At 62.6% G+C, this 15,167-nt stretch carries 13 protein-coding genes; 5 read left to right on the top strand and 8 right to left on the bottom strand.

All coding sequences use genetic code 11. The features are described 5' to 3' along the window. Positions 1-114: 114 nt before the first annotated feature. Complete coding sequence (locus O0880_RS21215) at positions 115-558, bottom strand: biopolymer transporter ExbD (protein ID WP_289888624.1); 444 nt, start codon at positions 556-558, stop codon at positions 115-117. Beyond that, positions 555-1,160: a MotA/TolQ/ExbB proton channel family protein gene (locus O0880_RS21210; RefSeq protein ID WP_071324871.1), complete on the bottom strand. Its 606-nt coding sequence runs from the start codon at positions 1,158-1,160 to the stop codon at positions 555-557. Before O0880_RS21210 ends, O0880_RS21215 begins: the two co-directional genes overlap by 4 nt. A 900-nt stretch (positions 1,161-2,060) precedes the next feature. On the opposite strand from O0880_RS21210, the gene O0880_RS21205 reads away from it, so the two are divergent. Both O0880_RS21205 and xseA read left to right on the top strand, forming a co-directional pair. Then, positions 2,061-2,204, top strand: a complete 144-nt coding sequence (locus O0880_RS21205) for a hypothetical protein (RefSeq protein ID WP_289888621.1) — start codon at positions 2,061-2,063, stop codon at positions 2,202-2,204. A gap of 327 nt (positions 2,205-2,531) precedes the next feature. Then, positions 2,532-3,893: an exodeoxyribonuclease VII large subunit gene (gene xseA, locus O0880_RS21200; protein WP_289888619.1), complete on the top strand. Its 1,362-nt coding sequence runs from the start codon at positions 2,532-2,534 to the stop codon at positions 3,891-3,893. A gap of 87 nt (positions 3,894-3,980) precedes the next feature. On the opposite strand, the gene O0880_RS21195 is transcribed toward xseA, so the two are convergent. The 6 genes from O0880_RS21195 to O0880_RS21170 all read right to left on the bottom strand — a co-directional run bounded on the left by O0880_RS21195 (position 3,981) and on the right by O0880_RS21170 (position 12,142). Continuing rightward, positions 3,981-6,443 (bottom strand): TonB-dependent receptor, encoded by a 2,463-nt coding sequence (locus O0880_RS21195; protein WP_289888618.1) that lies wholly within the window; start codon positions 6,441-6,443, stop codon positions 3,981-3,983. 106 nt (positions 6,444-6,549) lie between these two features. Beyond that, positions 6,550-7,602, bottom strand: coding sequence for a sn-glycerol-3-phosphate ABC transporter ATP-binding protein UgpC (gene ugpC, locus O0880_RS21190; RefSeq protein ID WP_289888617.1), 1,053 nt, complete (start codon positions 7,600-7,602; stop codon positions 6,550-6,552). A 1-nt stretch (position 7,603) separates the two neighbouring features. After that, on the bottom strand, positions 7,604-8,962 hold the full coding sequence (locus O0880_RS21185) for a GH1 family beta-glucosidase (RefSeq protein WP_289888616.1): 1,359 nt from the start codon (positions 8,960-8,962) through the stop codon (positions 7,604-7,606). Positions 8,963-9,001: 39 nt separating this feature from the next. Next, positions 9,002-9,820: a carbohydrate ABC transporter permease gene (locus O0880_RS21180; protein WP_071324876.1), complete on the bottom strand. Its 819-nt coding sequence runs from the start codon at positions 9,818-9,820 to the stop codon at positions 9,002-9,004. Then, positions 9,817-10,803, bottom strand: coding sequence for a sugar ABC transporter permease (locus O0880_RS21175; RefSeq protein WP_071324877.1), 987 nt, complete (start codon positions 10,801-10,803; stop codon positions 9,817-9,819). Before O0880_RS21175 ends, O0880_RS21180 begins: the two co-directional genes overlap by 4 nt. Before the next feature lie 49 nt (positions 10,804-10,852). Then, a complete protein-coding gene (locus O0880_RS21170; protein WP_289888613.1) occupies positions 10,853-12,142 on the bottom strand; it encodes an extracellular solute-binding protein in 1,290 nt (429 codons plus the stop codon). Between the two features lie 475 nt (positions 12,143-12,617). On the opposite strand from O0880_RS21170, the gene O0880_RS21165 reads away from it, so the two are divergent. From O0880_RS21165 to O0880_RS21155, 3 genes are all read left to right on the top strand, one after another. After that, the gene (locus O0880_RS21165; protein ID WP_071324878.1) at positions 12,618-13,637 is read left to right on the top strand and encodes a substrate-binding domain-containing protein; all 1,020 of its coding nucleotides are present in this window, start codon (positions 12,618-12,620) and stop codon (positions 13,635-13,637) included. A 330-nt stretch (positions 13,638-13,967) separates the two neighbouring features. Beyond that, positions 13,968-14,546 (top strand): superoxide dismutase [Fe], encoded by a 579-nt coding sequence (gene sodB / locus O0880_RS21160; RefSeq protein WP_071078930.1) that lies wholly within the window; start codon positions 13,968-13,970, stop codon positions 14,544-14,546. Between the two features lie 222 nt (positions 14,547-14,768). Next, positions 14,769-15,140, top strand: a complete 372-nt coding sequence (locus O0880_RS21155) for a lysozyme inhibitor LprI family protein (protein WP_071324879.1) — start codon at positions 14,769-14,771, stop codon at positions 15,138-15,140. Positions 15,141-15,167 lie beyond the last annotated feature (27 nt).

Below are 15,167 nucleotides of genomic sequence, written 5' to 3'. Positions count from 1 at the left end.
AAAAGTGATGTAGGTCGGATTAGCGGCGCCGCCCAGGCGCAGCGTAATCCGACATGCTCGGCTATTGGCTTTGTCGGCTTACGCCGTGCCGGCTAAGCCGACCTACGGTCTAACTTACTTGCTGCCGCCGGCCTGCGCCGCAAACGTCAGCTTTTCATAGCCGGCCAGGCGCGCCGCTTCCATGACGTGGATGACCATCTGGTGCATCGCGAACTGGTCGGCATTGACCACCACCACGGGCGTCTGCGCCGGCGCCTTGCCGCCGTTGGCCGCCTTCGCCGCATCCTGCAAGGCGTCGGCCAGGCCGGCCACGTCGCGGAACGAGACGGGTTCGCGGTTGACCGTGTAATTGCCCTTGGCGTCGATGGTGACGTCGATCTGCTGCGGCTTGTCCTTGGCTTGCTCGGCGTCGGCCGTCGGCAAGGTGATCTGCAGCTCCGTGAATTTGCTGTAGGTGGTGCTGACCATGAGGAAGATCAGGATCACCAGCAGCACGTCGATGAACGGGATCAGGTTGATTTCGGGGTCTTCACGCCCCTTGCCTTTGCGGAAGTTCATTTGCGGCCACTGTGGACGATATCGACGAACTTGACCGCTTGCTGCTCCATGTCAATGACGAAGCTGTCGACGAGGGCGCGGAAATGGCGGTAGAAGACCAGGGTCGGCATGGCGATGGCCAGGCCGAAACCCGTGTTGTACAGGGCCACCGAGATGCCGTGCGCCAGCTGGGCCGGGTTCGAGCCGCTGGCGTTCTGCGAGCCGAAGATCTCGATCATGCCGACCACCGTGCCAAACAGGCCCATCAGCGGGGCCAGGGTGGCGATGGTGCCCAGCGTCGTCAGGTAGCGTTCGAGCACGTGGGCCACGCCGCTGCCGGCCTCCTCGATCGACTCCTTCATCACGTCGCGCGGCGCGTCGACGTTGCGCAGGGCGGCGGCCAGCACCACGCCCAGCGGCGAATTGTCTTCCAGCTTGGCCACCGTATCCGGCGTGATCTTGCCATTGCGATATACCTGCACCACTTCATCGAACAGCTTGCGGGGCAGTATCTTGCCGCGCCGCAAATACAGCAGGCGCTCGACGATCAGGGCCATGGCCACGATGGAAGCGATCAGTAACAGCCAGATGGGCCAGCCAGCGGCCTGGAAGATAGCGAGCAAAAGAAACTCCTGTTAGTAAGGCATTGTCGTGAGTGGCAAGCGCCGCGGCGCCGGGAACTGCCCGTATTGTATTGCACCGGCCGTCCACGCAGCGTATGCGCAGGCGAAGGAATGGCGCAATGTAGCGCGTTGCCGCGCCGGCGGCAAGTGGCGCCTGCGCGGCAACGGCGCTCGCGCTTGTCCACAGCGGGTGGCAGCGTGCTTGCGGCAGCACAGTTTTGCACACAATCTGTGGACAAGATTGTGAGCAAGCATGAAGTCCAGCATGCAAGTCATTGATTTACATGAAGATTATCAGGCTGCGCAAAATACAGGCATAGCAGCTAAGCGGGCATAGTCAATGTCAGATAATCAAGAATCGAAAAGTTCTGCACATTTACTGTGGACAAGATTGTGCGCAAAGCCAAGGAAAACATATAAGACATTGATTTAAAAGGATATTATTTCAATGAGTAAAAATGTGGCAGGCGGTGCACGCTCCTGGCCCCACAGGTGGAAAAAGTTCTGCACATAATCTGTGGACAAGATTGTGCGCAAGCGCAAGGATAGACGCTAAGCACATTGATTTATATCGTTTTTATCTCCCTGCGTAAAAATGTGGCAAGGAAGAAAAAGGGCGTTTTTTCCAGCCTGAATCGGGCAGAAAACAGCCGTTTTCCACCACCGTCGCAGTTCCGCACATAAAGTGTGGATAAGATTGTGAGCAAGCGGATTGACTCCATGCAAGACCCTTGATTTTAAACGGATTTTTTTCAATGCTCAAAAATAAGGCAGCCATGGAGCATGGCGCGGCGGTGGAAAACCCCGCAGTGGCGCGAAACGATTTAGCCAGTTTTACACACATTCTGTGGATAAGATTGTGAGCAAGGCGTACACCTCCATCCTACCCCCTTGATTTATATGGATATTTTTACGCTGCGCAAAAATAAGGCAAGCCTTGCAATAGGGCTGGCGGTGGATAATCCGGACGGCGCGCCCGAGTTCTGCACATTTTTTGTGGATAAGATTGTGCGCAAGGCCATGCATGGCATACTAAGCGCTTGATTCCTATGGACTTTATTTCCATGCGTAAAAATGTGGCAGGGCATTTTTCTGGCATATTTCACGCATCTGTCCGTGCAACCTTGCCTCAGTTGTCCAGGTCAAAAAGTTCCGCACACTTTCTGTGGATAACTTTGTGCGTAAGTGGCACGGGCATTACTGATGTGCTTGATATTAAAGGTTTTTTTCCCTGTGCACGCAAATCAGGCATGCGGGAATTCATCATGAAATCAATTACTTAGAAATAGAACTTGTTGTTTTGCACGATATATGACATAAGCATGACCTCGCCGATAATATGTGGACAGCTTCCCTCTTTCACCCTGCCTGATGATGAACGACACTCCGACCGACAGCGGCTTTGCCGCCCCGCCCGTGCTGACCGTCAGCGCCCTGAACCAGGCCGTCGCGCGCCTGCTCGAGCGCTCGTTTCCCCTGACCTGGATCGCCGGCGAGATTTCCAACTTCACGCGCGCCGCTTCCGGCCACTGGTATTTCACGCTGAAGGACGATGGCGCGCAGGTGCGCGCCGTGATGTTCCGCGGCCGCGCCCAGTTTGCCGGCTTCACGCCGCGCGAAGGCGACAAGGTCGAGGTGCGCGCCCTGGTCACCCTGTACGGCGCGCGCGGCGATTACCAGATCAATGTGGAAGCCATCCGCCGCGCCGGCGTGGGCGCCCTGTATGAAGCATTCCAGCGTCTGAAGGAAAAGCTGGCGGCGCAGGGCCTGTTCGACCCCGAACGCAAGCGCGCCATTCCCATGTTCGCGCGCACGATCGGCATCGTCACCAGCCCGCAGGCGGCCGCCCTGCGCGACGTGCTGATCGCGCTCAAGCGCCGCGCGCCGCACGTCAACATCGTTCTGTACCCCACGCCCGTACAGGGCCAGCAAGCGCCGGAAAAGATCGCGCTGGCCATCCGCACGGCATCGGCAAGGGCCGAGTGCGACGTGCTGCTGGTATGCCGTGGCGGCGGCAGCATCGAGGATTTGTGGTCGTTCAACGATGAAGGCGTGGCCCATGCGATCGCCGACTGTTCCATGCCCGTGATCAGCGGCGTGGGCCACGAGACGGATTTCACCATCGCCGACTTCGCGGCCGACCTGCGCGCGGCTACGCCGACGGCGGCGGCCGAACTGGCGGCCACGCCGCGCGCCGACTGGCTGGCATCGTTGCGTGCCGACGCCACCGACCTGCGGCGTGCCATGCGCCGCAGCCTCGACGACGCGGCGCAGACGCTGGACCGCCACAGCCGCCGCCTGCTCAACCCGACGGCCCAGTTGCGCCAGCAACGCTTGCAGCTGCTGGCCCTGTCGACGGCCATGACGCATGCCGCGCGCGCGCCCGTGAACCAGGCGCAGTACGCGCTCGAACGCCTGCGCAGCCGCTGGACGGCCTTGCGCCCCGACGTCAGCGTGCCGCGCGCGCGCCTGCTCGAAGCGCAGCGCCGCGGCGGCGCGGCCATGGCGCAGCAGGTGAGCCGGCAGCGCCACCGCCTCGATGGCCTGGCGGCGCAGCTGGAGCTATTGAACCCGCAGCGCACGCTGGAACGCGGCTACGCCATCCTGCGCGACGACAAAGGCGCCATCGTGCGCTCACCCGCGCAACTGCAGGCGCGCCAGAACGTCAACGTGCGCCTGGCCGACGGCAGCGCGCAGATCGGCATCGCCAGCGTACAGGCGACGTTGGAATAAAAAAGGCCGGGGAAGCTCCCCGGCCCAACACCTGCCCTACTGAGTGAACCGCTACTGCCACATCTGCTGCCGTTTCACACTACGCCATCAGAACTTCATCGACACGCGCGCGCCAACCGTGCGCGGCGCGTTGTAGAAAGCGCCGTAGATCTGCTGCGTCGGCTGGCATGGCATGCCCACGTCCGTGCAGATTTCATTGACGTCCAGCTTGACCGCCTTGTCGGTGGCATTCTGCACGAACGCTTCCACCGTATAGGCCTTGTTGGCCGGCTGGAAGCGCAGGCTCAGGTCCAGCGTCGTGTAGGCTTCCTGGCGCTTGACGCCGGCATGGCCCGGCACATCCGCGTTGAAGGCGCCCGCCCCCACATACGACATGCTTTCATAGTGCACGGAGGCGCGCGGCGTCAGCTGTCCGCCGGCGACGGCAAAATCGCGTTCGTACTGCACCGTGGTGGAAAACTTCGGCGCGTGCTTCATGGTGCTGCCGCCCACGTTCACCAGTGGCGCCGTCGAGCCGCAAGACTGGCCGTTGGCGCGCGCCGCATCCACGTCGCACGAGAGGAAATCGTCGTACACGGCTTTCAACCAGGTGGCGTTGCCCGTCAGGCGGTCCACCTTCGTCGGCCGCCACACCCATTCCGCTTCCAGGCCCTTGACGGTGGCGCCGGCCGCGTTGAAGTTGGCCAGCACGCTGTTGACCACCTGCGACTCGAGCTTGTCCTTGTACTTCATCAGGAAGGCGTCGAGGTTCAGGGTCAGTTCGCGGTTCAGCAGGTCGGACTTGAAGCCGATTTCATAGCTGGTCAGCTTTTCCGGCTTGGTGGTCTCGCCGCCATCGCCCATGGCCGGCGAGTGGAAACCCGTCGTCACGGAACCGAACAGCAGAATGTCCGGGCGCAGCTTGTACTCGATGCGGCCCAGCCAGGTGGCCTGGCCATACTTGAGGTCGGCCGTATTGTCGCCCGGCGTATTGCCGCAGGTGGCCGCCGTGATGGCGCCACCGGGCCCGATATTGTGCGTGTTGGCCAGGCCCGTGCCGGGCGTGACCAGCTGCGCCAGCTGGCCGGGCGTGAGCACGGTGGTGCCCAGCGGCGTGTTGGCCGGCCAGTTCGGGCAGGCCCAGTTCTGGCCGCCGATGTCGAACTTGTGGTCTTTCGTGTAGCGCGCGCCGGCCGTCAGCTTGATCTGCTCCGTCACCTGCTGGCTGACCTGGCCGAACACGGCTTTCGACTTCAGCTGGCGGTTGCCCTGGATGAAGGACATGGCCGAAGCGTACTGGCCCACGGTCGGCTGGACGAAGATCACGGCGCCGTTGGCGATATCCTGCTGCACGGCCGCCTGCGAAATCTGGCTGCGGTCGATATCGAAGCGCACCTTGTTCTTTTCATTGAAGAGGAACACGCCCGCCACCCACTGGAACGGCGCGTCGTCGTCCGAGCGCGCCTGCAGCTCGTGCGAATAGCTGTCGAACTGCGCCCAGTCCGTGCGGTTTTCCGACTTGAAGCCGGGGAACAGGCCCGCGTCCGCATCGTTGCTGTTCTGGCGCTTGTAGCGGCTCCAGCTGCCCAGGTAAGTGAAATCCAGCGCGTCCGTCGGCTTGTAGTTGAGCTTGCCCTTATAGGTGAGGATGGACTGGTCCAGGGTGCCCGGCGTGTCGATCAGGGCCGAGCGCAGCTTCTCGTCCGCTTTCGGTTCGGCCGCCAGGTAGACGTTGCCGGCGCCCTGGTCGAGGAAGTAGTCGGCGATGAAGGTGCCGCGCAGCTGCGGCGTGAACTTCCACAACAGCGAGGCGCGCACGCCCATCTGGTCGCCGGCGCCATACTTGGCCGTACCCGGCATGACGTTCGAACCGCGGCGGAAGTCCACCGTGCCGTCGTGGCTATCCTTGATGGCGGCGATGCGCAGCGCCACGTCGTCGGAAAACGGGATATTGAGCATGCCCTGCGTCTGCAGGTGGCGGTAGTCGCCCACGGTGATGCCGGCCGAGCCCATGAACTTGGCCGTGCTCGGCGCGGCCGACACCAGGTTGACGGCGCCCGCCGTGGAATTGCGGCCGTTCAGCGTGCCCTGCGGCCCGCGCGCCACCTCGACATGCGACAGGTCATACATCAGCGCCGTGGCGCCCTGGGGACGCGGCGAATACACGCCATCGACATAAAAGGCGACGGCCGGGTCGCCCAGCTCCGTGTGGTTGGCCGAACCCACGCCGCGCATGTAGACGTGCACGCCGCCCGAGTCGCCATGCTGCTCGACGACGAGGCTGGGTACCATGGTGGCCAGCGAGGCCAGGTCCTTCACCTGGTTGTTTTGCAGGGTGTCCTGGTTGAAGGCGGTGACGGCCAGCGGCGTCTCCTGCACGAAGGTGTTGCGGCGCGTGGCCGTGACGACGATGCGGTCCATCTGCTCGGCCGCGGGTTGTGCCGTATTGATGGCCGCCGGAGCCGTATCGGCTTGCTGCGCCAGCGCGGCGCCGCCGCCCAGCAGGATGAACTGGGCGAACGTCGCATGCGCCAGGCTGTATGCAATGGTGTTTCTCTTGAACGGCTTCATTGTTATTGTCTCCTCTACCACTGGTTGAATGATGATCACATAGCTCTTTGGCTACTGCTGCACATTTTTTGGCTGTCAAGCTCGCGTCATGGGGCCTCCGTGCGGGTCAATGGGTGGCCACGGCGCGCCCGCCCGTGTCGAACAAAAAGGCATGGCCTTCTTCCGGCGCGAAGCCGATGGCGCTGCCCGGGGCCAGCGCGTGGCGCGTCTCCCCATGCAGCTTGATGGCCACCGCGTGCTGGCCGCCATTGACGGCGCCGTCGAGCATGGCGTGGATGATCTGCGCGTCGCCCAGCTGCTCGATCAGGGTGACGCTGGCGCCATAGCCTTCCTCGCGCGGCACCAGGCGCAGGTGCTCGGGGCGGATGCCGACCAGCATGCCCGCCTCGCCGCCAAGCTGGCTGGCCAGGGCCGGCACGGCGGCGCACGGCAGGAAATTCATGCGCAGCGCGCCGATGAAGCCGGCGACGAACTGGCTGGCCGGATGGCGGTACAGGTCCAAAGGCGCCCCCACCTGCTCCAGGTGGCCGCCATGGAAGACGGCGACGCGGTCGCCAAGGGTCATGGCCTCGACCTGGTCGTGCGTGACGTAGATCATGGTCGTGCCCAGCTCCTGGTGCAGCTTGGCCAGTTCGATGCGCGTCTGCACGCGCAGCGAGGCGTCGAGGTTGGACAGCGGCTCGTCGAACAGGAATACCTTGGGTTGGCGCACGATGGCGCGGCCGATGGCCACGCGCTGGCGCTCGCCGCCGGACAAGGCCTTGGGCTTGCGTTCGAGCAGATGCGTGATCTGCAGAATCTCGGCCACCTTGCCCACGGCGGCGCGCACTTCACTCTCGGGTTTGCCCGCCAGTTTCAGGGCAAAGCCCATGTTCTCGCGCGCCGTCATGTGCGGGTACAGTGCGTAGCTCTGGAAAACCATGGCGATGCCCCGCTCGGCCGGCGCCACGTCGTTGGCCAGCAGGTCGCCGATGCGCAACTGGCCCGCGGTGATGTCTTCCAGTCCCGCGATCATGCGCAGCAAGGTCGACTTGCCGCAGCCGGACGGCCCGACGAAGACCATGAATTCGCCGTCATGGATGTCGAGGTCGAGGCCCTTGACGATTTCCGGGCCGTCGCCGTAGGTCTTGCGGATGCCGCGCAAGGAAATGGCGGCCATCTCAGTGCTCCCCGACCAGCACGGCGGCATGGGCGGCGCGCTGGGTCGCGATGAAGTCGCGGTACCACAGGGCGCTGTCCTTGAAGCTGCGCTGCTGCGTGGCGTAGTCGACATACAGCATGCCGAAGCGCTTGGCATAGCCCGAATTCCACTCGAAGTTGTCCATCAGGCTCCAGTAGAAATAGCCGCGCACGTCAATGCCCTGCGCGATCACGGCGCGCAGGGCATCCAGGTGCAGACGCACGTAGTCGATGCGCGCCTGGTCCGCCACCTTGCCGTCGATCAGGCTGTCGTTGACGGCCATGCCGTTTTCCGTGATGTAGACGGGCGGCAGCCGGTACTCGCGGTGCAGGCCCACCAGCAGCTCCGTCAAGCCCTGGGGATAGGTTTCCCAGCCCATGTCGTTGAAACCGAGCTTGCCCTCGGGCTTGCGCGGCGGCGTCTCGGCGCTGACGTAGGCACGCGTGTAGTAATTCACGCCGAGGAAATCGATGGGCTGCCGGATATCCATGAAATCGTTTTCAAAGATGGACAAAGCAGAAGCGTCGACGTGTTTCAGGGCCAGCGCCGGATAGCGGCCCTTGAAGATGGCGTCCATATACCACTGCACCGAACGCGCATAGTCGAGTTCCGCCAGTTCACGGTCCTGGGCGCTGTCGGTGGCCGGCGTGGCCGTCCATTGATTGAGCACGATGCCCAGTTTGGCGGACGGATGGACGGCACGCATGGACTGCATGGCCAGGCCGTGCGACAGCAGCAGATGGTGCGACACCTGCACGGCGGCGGCCGGATCGGCCATGCCAGGCGCAAACTGGCCCGTGCCGTGGCCCAGCACGGCCGTGCACCACGGCTCGTTGTGCGTGGCGATGCTGGCGACCTTGTCGCCGAAGCGGCGCGCCACCTCGGCCGCATAGGCGGCGAAGTGGTAGCAGGTGGCGCGATTGAGCCAGCCGCCCTCGTCCTGCAAGGCTTGCGGCAAGTCCCAGTGGTACAGCGTCAGGTGCGCCTCGAGGCCCTTGGCGGCCAGCGCGTCGAGCAGGCGCGCGTAGAAAGCGAAGCCGGCCTCGTTCCAGGCGCCGGAGCCCGTCGGCTGCACCCTCGACCAGGACATGGAAAAACGGTAGGCGTTCACGCCCAGCTTGGCGATCAGCGCCACGTCATCGGCGTAGCGGTGGTAATGGTCGCAAGCCACGTCGCCATTGCTGCCGTCGATGATCTTGCCTTCCGTGTGGCTGAAGGTATCCCAGATGGACGGGCCGCGGCCGTCGATGGCGGCCGCGCCTTCGATCTGGTAGGCGCTGGTGGCCACGCCCCAGGTGAAGGTGGCGGGGAAGTTGGTATCGGTGTCGTCGTTATGCATGGTGTTTGGTGTCGTGTGAATGGATTAAAAAAGAAAGGCTTAACCTTTTACCGCGCCCTGTGTAAGACCCTCGATCAGGCGCTTCGAGGCGACGAAGAACATCAGCAGCAGCGGCAGCACGGCAATCGCCGCCCCCGTCATCAGCGCGCCCCACTCCGTGTTGTTCGGCGCCTGCATGCTGCGCAGGGCCAGCGGGATCGTGTAGTTCTCGACCGAGCGCATGACCACCAGCGGGGTGATGAAATTGTTCCACGAGTTGATGAAGGTGATCAGGCCCAGCGTGCCCATGGCGGGGCCGATCAGCGGCAGCACGACGCGCCAGTAGATGGCGAATTCGCCGCAGCCGTCGATGCGCGCCGCCTCGATCAAATCCTTCGGGATGGCCGTGCCGATGTACTGGCGCATGAGGAAAATACCGAGCGCGCCGGCGGCGCCCGGCACGTACAGGGCACGCGGCTGGTCGAGCCAGCCGAGGAAATCCATCAGCATGAAGGTGGGGATCATGTTCATGAACGACGGGATGATCATCGACGCCATCACCAGGGTAAACAAGGGCTGCTTGAAGCGGAACTCGTACATGGCGAACGCATAGCCGCCCAGCGAGCAAAAGAACAGGGTCAGGGCCGTCGTCATCAGGGCCACGTACAGGCTGATGCCGATATTGCGCCAGAACGGCAGGCGCTCCTGCAGCAGTTCCAGGTTATTGAGCAGGGCCGTGCCGAACCAGCGCGGCGGCGGCAGACTGTAAATTTCCGCGCTCGTATGCGTGGCGAAGACGAACATGAAGTAGAACGGCGCGACCATGATCAGGGCGCCGATGGCCACCATGGCGTAGGCCGTCCAGCGTGTGGTTTTCATTTGGCCTCCCTGCGTTCGTTGCGGCTGAAGATGCGGTTATTCACCCAGGTGGTGCTGGCGATGATCAGGAACAGCAGCCAGGAAATGGCCGACGCCGTGCCGAAGTCGCCCGAGGAAAACGCCGTCTTGTAGACGAAGATGGCCGTCGTCATCACGGACTGGCTCACGCCGCTCGATTCGGCCACCAGCACGAACGGCTCCTCGAACAGCTGCAAATTGCCCATGATGGTCAGCGTGACGGCCAGGTAGATCATCGGGCGCAGCTGCGGCAGGGTGATGTACCAGAACTGCTGGCGGGTCGAGGCGCCATCGATGGTCGCCGCCTCGTACAGATCCTTTGGGATGACCTGCAGCGCGGACAGGTACAGCACCAGGTTCCAGCCCAGGTAGCGCCAGAAGATGACGAAGGCGACGGCCGGCTTGATGAACAGCGAACTGCCCAGCCAGTCGATCGATTCCGCCGGAAACAGGCCGCCGACCAGCGGCAGGCTGGCGCACCATTCAAGCAGTACATTGATCTGCCCATAGTCGCGCGAAAACAGCGTGTTGAAGACCATGGCGATGGCCACGCTGGAGGTGATGAACGGCAAGAAGTAAATGCCGATCACCAGGTTGCGCGAGCGCTTGAAGCTGTTGTGGATGAAGGCGGCCAGCGGAATGGCCACCAGGTGCTGCGGCACGCCCGAGGCCAGCGCCAGCCACACGGTGTTGCCCAGCGAACGCAGGAACCACGGGTCGCTCAACGCGTACTTATAGTTGTCGAGCCCCACCCACTGCATGGCTTCCACGCCGCTGGCCGCTTCCCACTGGTTGAACGACAAATAGATGGAAAACAGCAGCGGGAACAGGCTGAAGACGGCGAACAGGATGAAGAAGGGACTGATGAAAATATACGGCGCCCATTTCTTCCTGTCGAAGCGCCTTTTTGCCGGCCGCGCCGGGGCGGACGCGCCTTGCGCCAGCGATGCGGAGGGCGCGCTCATGGCCGCTTTCCGCATTGGGTTGGATGTGGAATAAGAGTCATGCCGGTTCCTAGCGCCGCGCGCGGTGGGTGATCAGGGCCTTGGCGTCGGCCAGCGCCGTCTTGATATCCTTGTCTTGCGCCAGCACGCTTTCCAGCTCCATATTGACGATGTCGCGCGCCACGGCGTCGAACTTGTCGACGCGGATGACGGGAATCTTTGCCGCCGTCTCGCGCGCCAGCAATCGCGTCTTCTGGCCGCCGAAATACGCCTGCGGCTCGTCCATCATGGGGTCCGCATAGGCCGCCTTCAGGGCCGGGAAGGCGCCGATCTCTTTCAGCGAGTGCAGCTGGATATCCTTGTTGACGGTCATGAACTTGATGAATTCCCACGCCTGCGCCTTGTTGGCGGCTTTTTTCGGGATGCCGTAGAACGAGCCGCCATACGACGCCAGCGCGCCGGCCGGCAGGTTCGCCGCGCGCCACTGGCCTTTCGATTCCGGCGCCAGCCACTTGGCCAGGTGGCCGCTGAGCCAGGAACCCATCATCTGGCTGGCCACCTTGTCGCGCTTGAAGCCTTCGGCCCATTCGCCCGTCCAGGCCACGGTGCGCGCATCGATGCCGGCCACCCTGGCTGCCTTCGCCAGCTCGAACGCCTTGACGAAGCGGGGCGAGTCGACCAGCACCTGGCCCTTGTCGCCGAAATAAATGCCTTCGCCATCCTTCAGGTTGGCGCGAATGACGATGTCGGCCAGGTCGCTGGCGCCGGCCAGCAGATAGGTGCCCGTGGCCGCCTTGAGCTTCTTGCCGGCGGCGATGTAGGACTCCCACGAGGCCGTCAGCTCGGCTTCCTTGATACCAGCCTTGTCCATCAGGTCTTTGCGGTAGAACAGGGTGCCCGGCCCCAGGTCGGCCGGCATGGCGCCCAGGGTGCCGCGCGAACTGGTGGCCTGCACGAAAGTGAACGGCACGAACCGGTCGCGGTACTGCCCCGCCCCGTAGGGCGCCTGCAGCAAGTCTTCCATGCCCTTCGATTCGGCGAAGCTGCCGACATAGCGGAAGTCGATCGCCATCACGTCGGGCAGACGCGCGCCAGCCGCCAGCGCCGTCGTCATCGAATTATGGTGGTCGTCGATCTGCAGGCTGACCAGCTTGACCTTCACCTGCGGATACAGTTTTTCCCACAGGGGCAAGGCCGTCTTGACGGCGCGGTCCAGGTCGGGGAACGAGGCGACGGTAATGGTGGCGGGAGCCAGCGCGGGCAGGACGGCGGCAGGCGGGGCGGCTGCGGGCGCGGCGGCCGCACCGAAGGCCAGGGTCAGCGCCGCCAGGGGGGCGGCGCCAAGGATGCTTGACTTCATTCTTTCATCTCCGTTTATTGAGCGTCTTCTATCTTGAAAACGTTTTCACAACATGCGTTCATTTAACACCGCAAAGAAAATCAAGTCAACCGAAAAAGTTGTCATTTTTATTGAGGCCATCGTGGCGAGTTGGGCTGCACCGGGCGTTCTCTCCTATGAAAAGCGGTGAAAGTTGGCGGCCGGAGATGTTGTTGTTTTTTGTGAAAACGTTTTCAGATGTAGGGAGACGCAGGCCGGAGTGGCCCTGCGTAGGCGATCCGGCGCGTGGCTGCGGCGTGGCGTGGCGTGGGCTTGGGCGTTGCGGTGTCGGCTTACGCCCTGCGGGCTAAGCCGACCTACGCCGACCGACACCGGCCTGCTCTACCCTGCTCCGGCCTGCCCTGGCCTGCAGCCTGATCGTCCGTTTATGGTAATCTTTCACTGAAAAGGTTTTCAGAGCACTGACAGCCAGCCATCTTGACACCCAGGAATCGCCTTGACCGATAGCGCCCACGCCGCCCCTCCCTCCACCCTGCTCGACGTCGCCCGCCAGGCAGGCGTGTCGCCCAGCACCGTCTCGCGCATCCTGAACGGCACGGCCAAGGTGTCCGACGACAAGCGCGACGCCGTGCTGGCCGCCATCGCGCACATGCGATTCGCGCCCAACCAGATGGCGCAGGGGCTGAAGAAAGGCCGCTCGATGACGATCGGCATCGTGGTGCAGGATATTTCCAGCCCCTTCTTCGACGAAAGCCTGCGCGGTGTCGACGATGGCTTGAAGGACACGGGCTATGCTTCCGTCATCGTCAGCGGCCACTGGAATGCGCTGGAAGAAGCGGACCGCATCCGCCTGCTGCTGGCGAGGAAAGTCGACGGCATCATTTTGCTGTCGGGGCGTATCTCGGATCAGAGCGTGCTCGACTTCTCGCAGCAGCGCCCCATCGTGTCGACGGGACGGCTGCTGGCGACGAAGAGCGCCATCGGCTTCAAGCTCGACAATGAATACGGCGCCTACCTGGCCGTGCGCCACTTGATCGAACTGGGCCACCGCCGCATCGCCTTCGTCGCCGGCCCCGCCAACAACACGGATGCGGCCGAGCGCCTGACGGGCTACCAGCGGGCGCTGCGCGAAGCCGATATCGCCATCGACCCGAAATTGACGGTGGAAGGCGATTTCCACGAAGCGAGCGGCATGCTGGCCATGAACCATTTGTTCGATACGCAGCAGCAATTCAGCGCCGTCTTCGCCGCCAATGACCTGTCCGCCTATGGCGTGCGCCTGTGCCTGTACCGCAAGGGCATCCGCGTGCCCGACGATATCTCGCTCGTGGGCTTCGATGACTTGCCCGGCTCGTCCTACACGACGCCGCCGCTGACCACCATCCACCAGCCGCTGTACGACATCGGCCGCATCGCCACGCAGGCGCTGCTGGGGCTGATCAATGGCGAATCCGTGCAGGCGGCCATTCCGCCGCTGGAACTCATCGTGCGTGAAACCACGCGCCGCATCCGCTAAGGATTGCGCCATGATCAACCTGCTGCGCGGCCCACGCTCGGGTCGGCGTTGCTCGCCGTGCTTTTCGTACAGCTGCGCGACTCGACCCGCTGGCGGGCTTGCTCGCGATGGTTTCTCCAGGCGCTGAAGCATCCCCATCCATCATTGTTTTCCTAAACGAGAATCACTACGCATGGCGACGCGGGCAATGCATGCCCGAATCTGCAGCAATGGCGCATCCGCTTTACAATAGTGGCTCGTTCAGCAAGAATGCTTGACTCAAGCACGCAAGGCTCAACCCTCCGGCCCCAGGCCGGTCGACTCCGAACACTCACCACAAAGGGACATCACATGGAACATACTCTGCCACCACTGCCATATGAAATGGACGCTCTGGCGCCGCATATTTCGAAAGAAACCCTGGAATACCACTATGCCAAGCATCACCAGGCGTATGTGACCAACTTGAACAACCTGATCAAGGGTACCGAGTTCGAGAACCTGTCGCTGGAAGAGATCATCAAGAAATCGTCGGGCGGCATCTTCAACAACGCGGCACAAGTGTGGAACCACACCTTCTACTGGAACGGCATGAAACCAGCCGGCGGCGGCGCACCTACCGGTGCCGTGGCTGACGCGATCAACGCGAAATGGTCGTCGTTCGACAAGTTCAAGGAAGAATTCACCAAGTCGTGCGTGGGCAACTTCGGTTCGGGCTGGACCTGGCTGGTGCAAAAAGCCGACGGTTCCGTCGACATCGTCAACACCTCGAACGCCGGCTGCCCGCTGACCACCGGCGACAAGCCGCTGCTGACCTGCGACGTGTGGGAACACGCCTACTACATCGACTACCGCAACCTGCGCGCCAAGTACGTGGAAACGTTCTGGGGCCTGGTCAACTGGGAATTCGTTGCCAAGAACTTCGCGTAAGCGCGTTCCTGTCAACGTAAAACGGACACGCGCGAGCGTGTCCTGGAAAGAAGCCTGCGCTTGCGAGCGCGGGCTTTTTTTATGTCCACTCAGAAAGTACATGCCGACGGCACACACTAGTCAAACGGACAAGATCGGCACGCAGGAATGTTATAAGATGCGCAAGCGCAGGCAGCGCTTCGCCCGCCCGCTCCAGCCTCATCCACTTGCTGAAAGAAAACAATGAAAAAATTCATGCTTGCCCTGCTCGTCCTTGCCTCCGGTTCCGCCCTGGCCAACTCGGCCTGCGACACGCCGCGCAACGACTTCGACGGTCTGTATTGCCTGAACAAGGTGTACCAGGAAGCGGACAAGGAATTGAACGCCAACTACAAGAAACTCGCCGCCCAGCTCGATGCCAACGGCAAGCAAACCCTGAAATCGGGCCAGCTGGCATGGATAAGCAAGCGTAACAATACGTGCTCGAAACGCGAATCATCGGGTTTTTATGTCAACCTCGATTGCGCCACCCAGACCACTATCGAACGCGCGCAATTCCTGCAGGACCGCGTGCGCGAATGCGTGAGCTCCGGCTGCCAGAACAGCAAACTGTGAGCTGACACTGCGCTAGCGCAAACGGGG

It is taken from the genome of Janthinobacterium sp. SUN118 (assembly GCF_030397695.1).
GTDB lineage: Bacteria > Pseudomonadota > Gammaproteobacteria > Burkholderiales > Burkholderiaceae_D > Janthinobacterium.
This window is presented reverse-complemented; position numbering and strand designations above follow the sequence as displayed.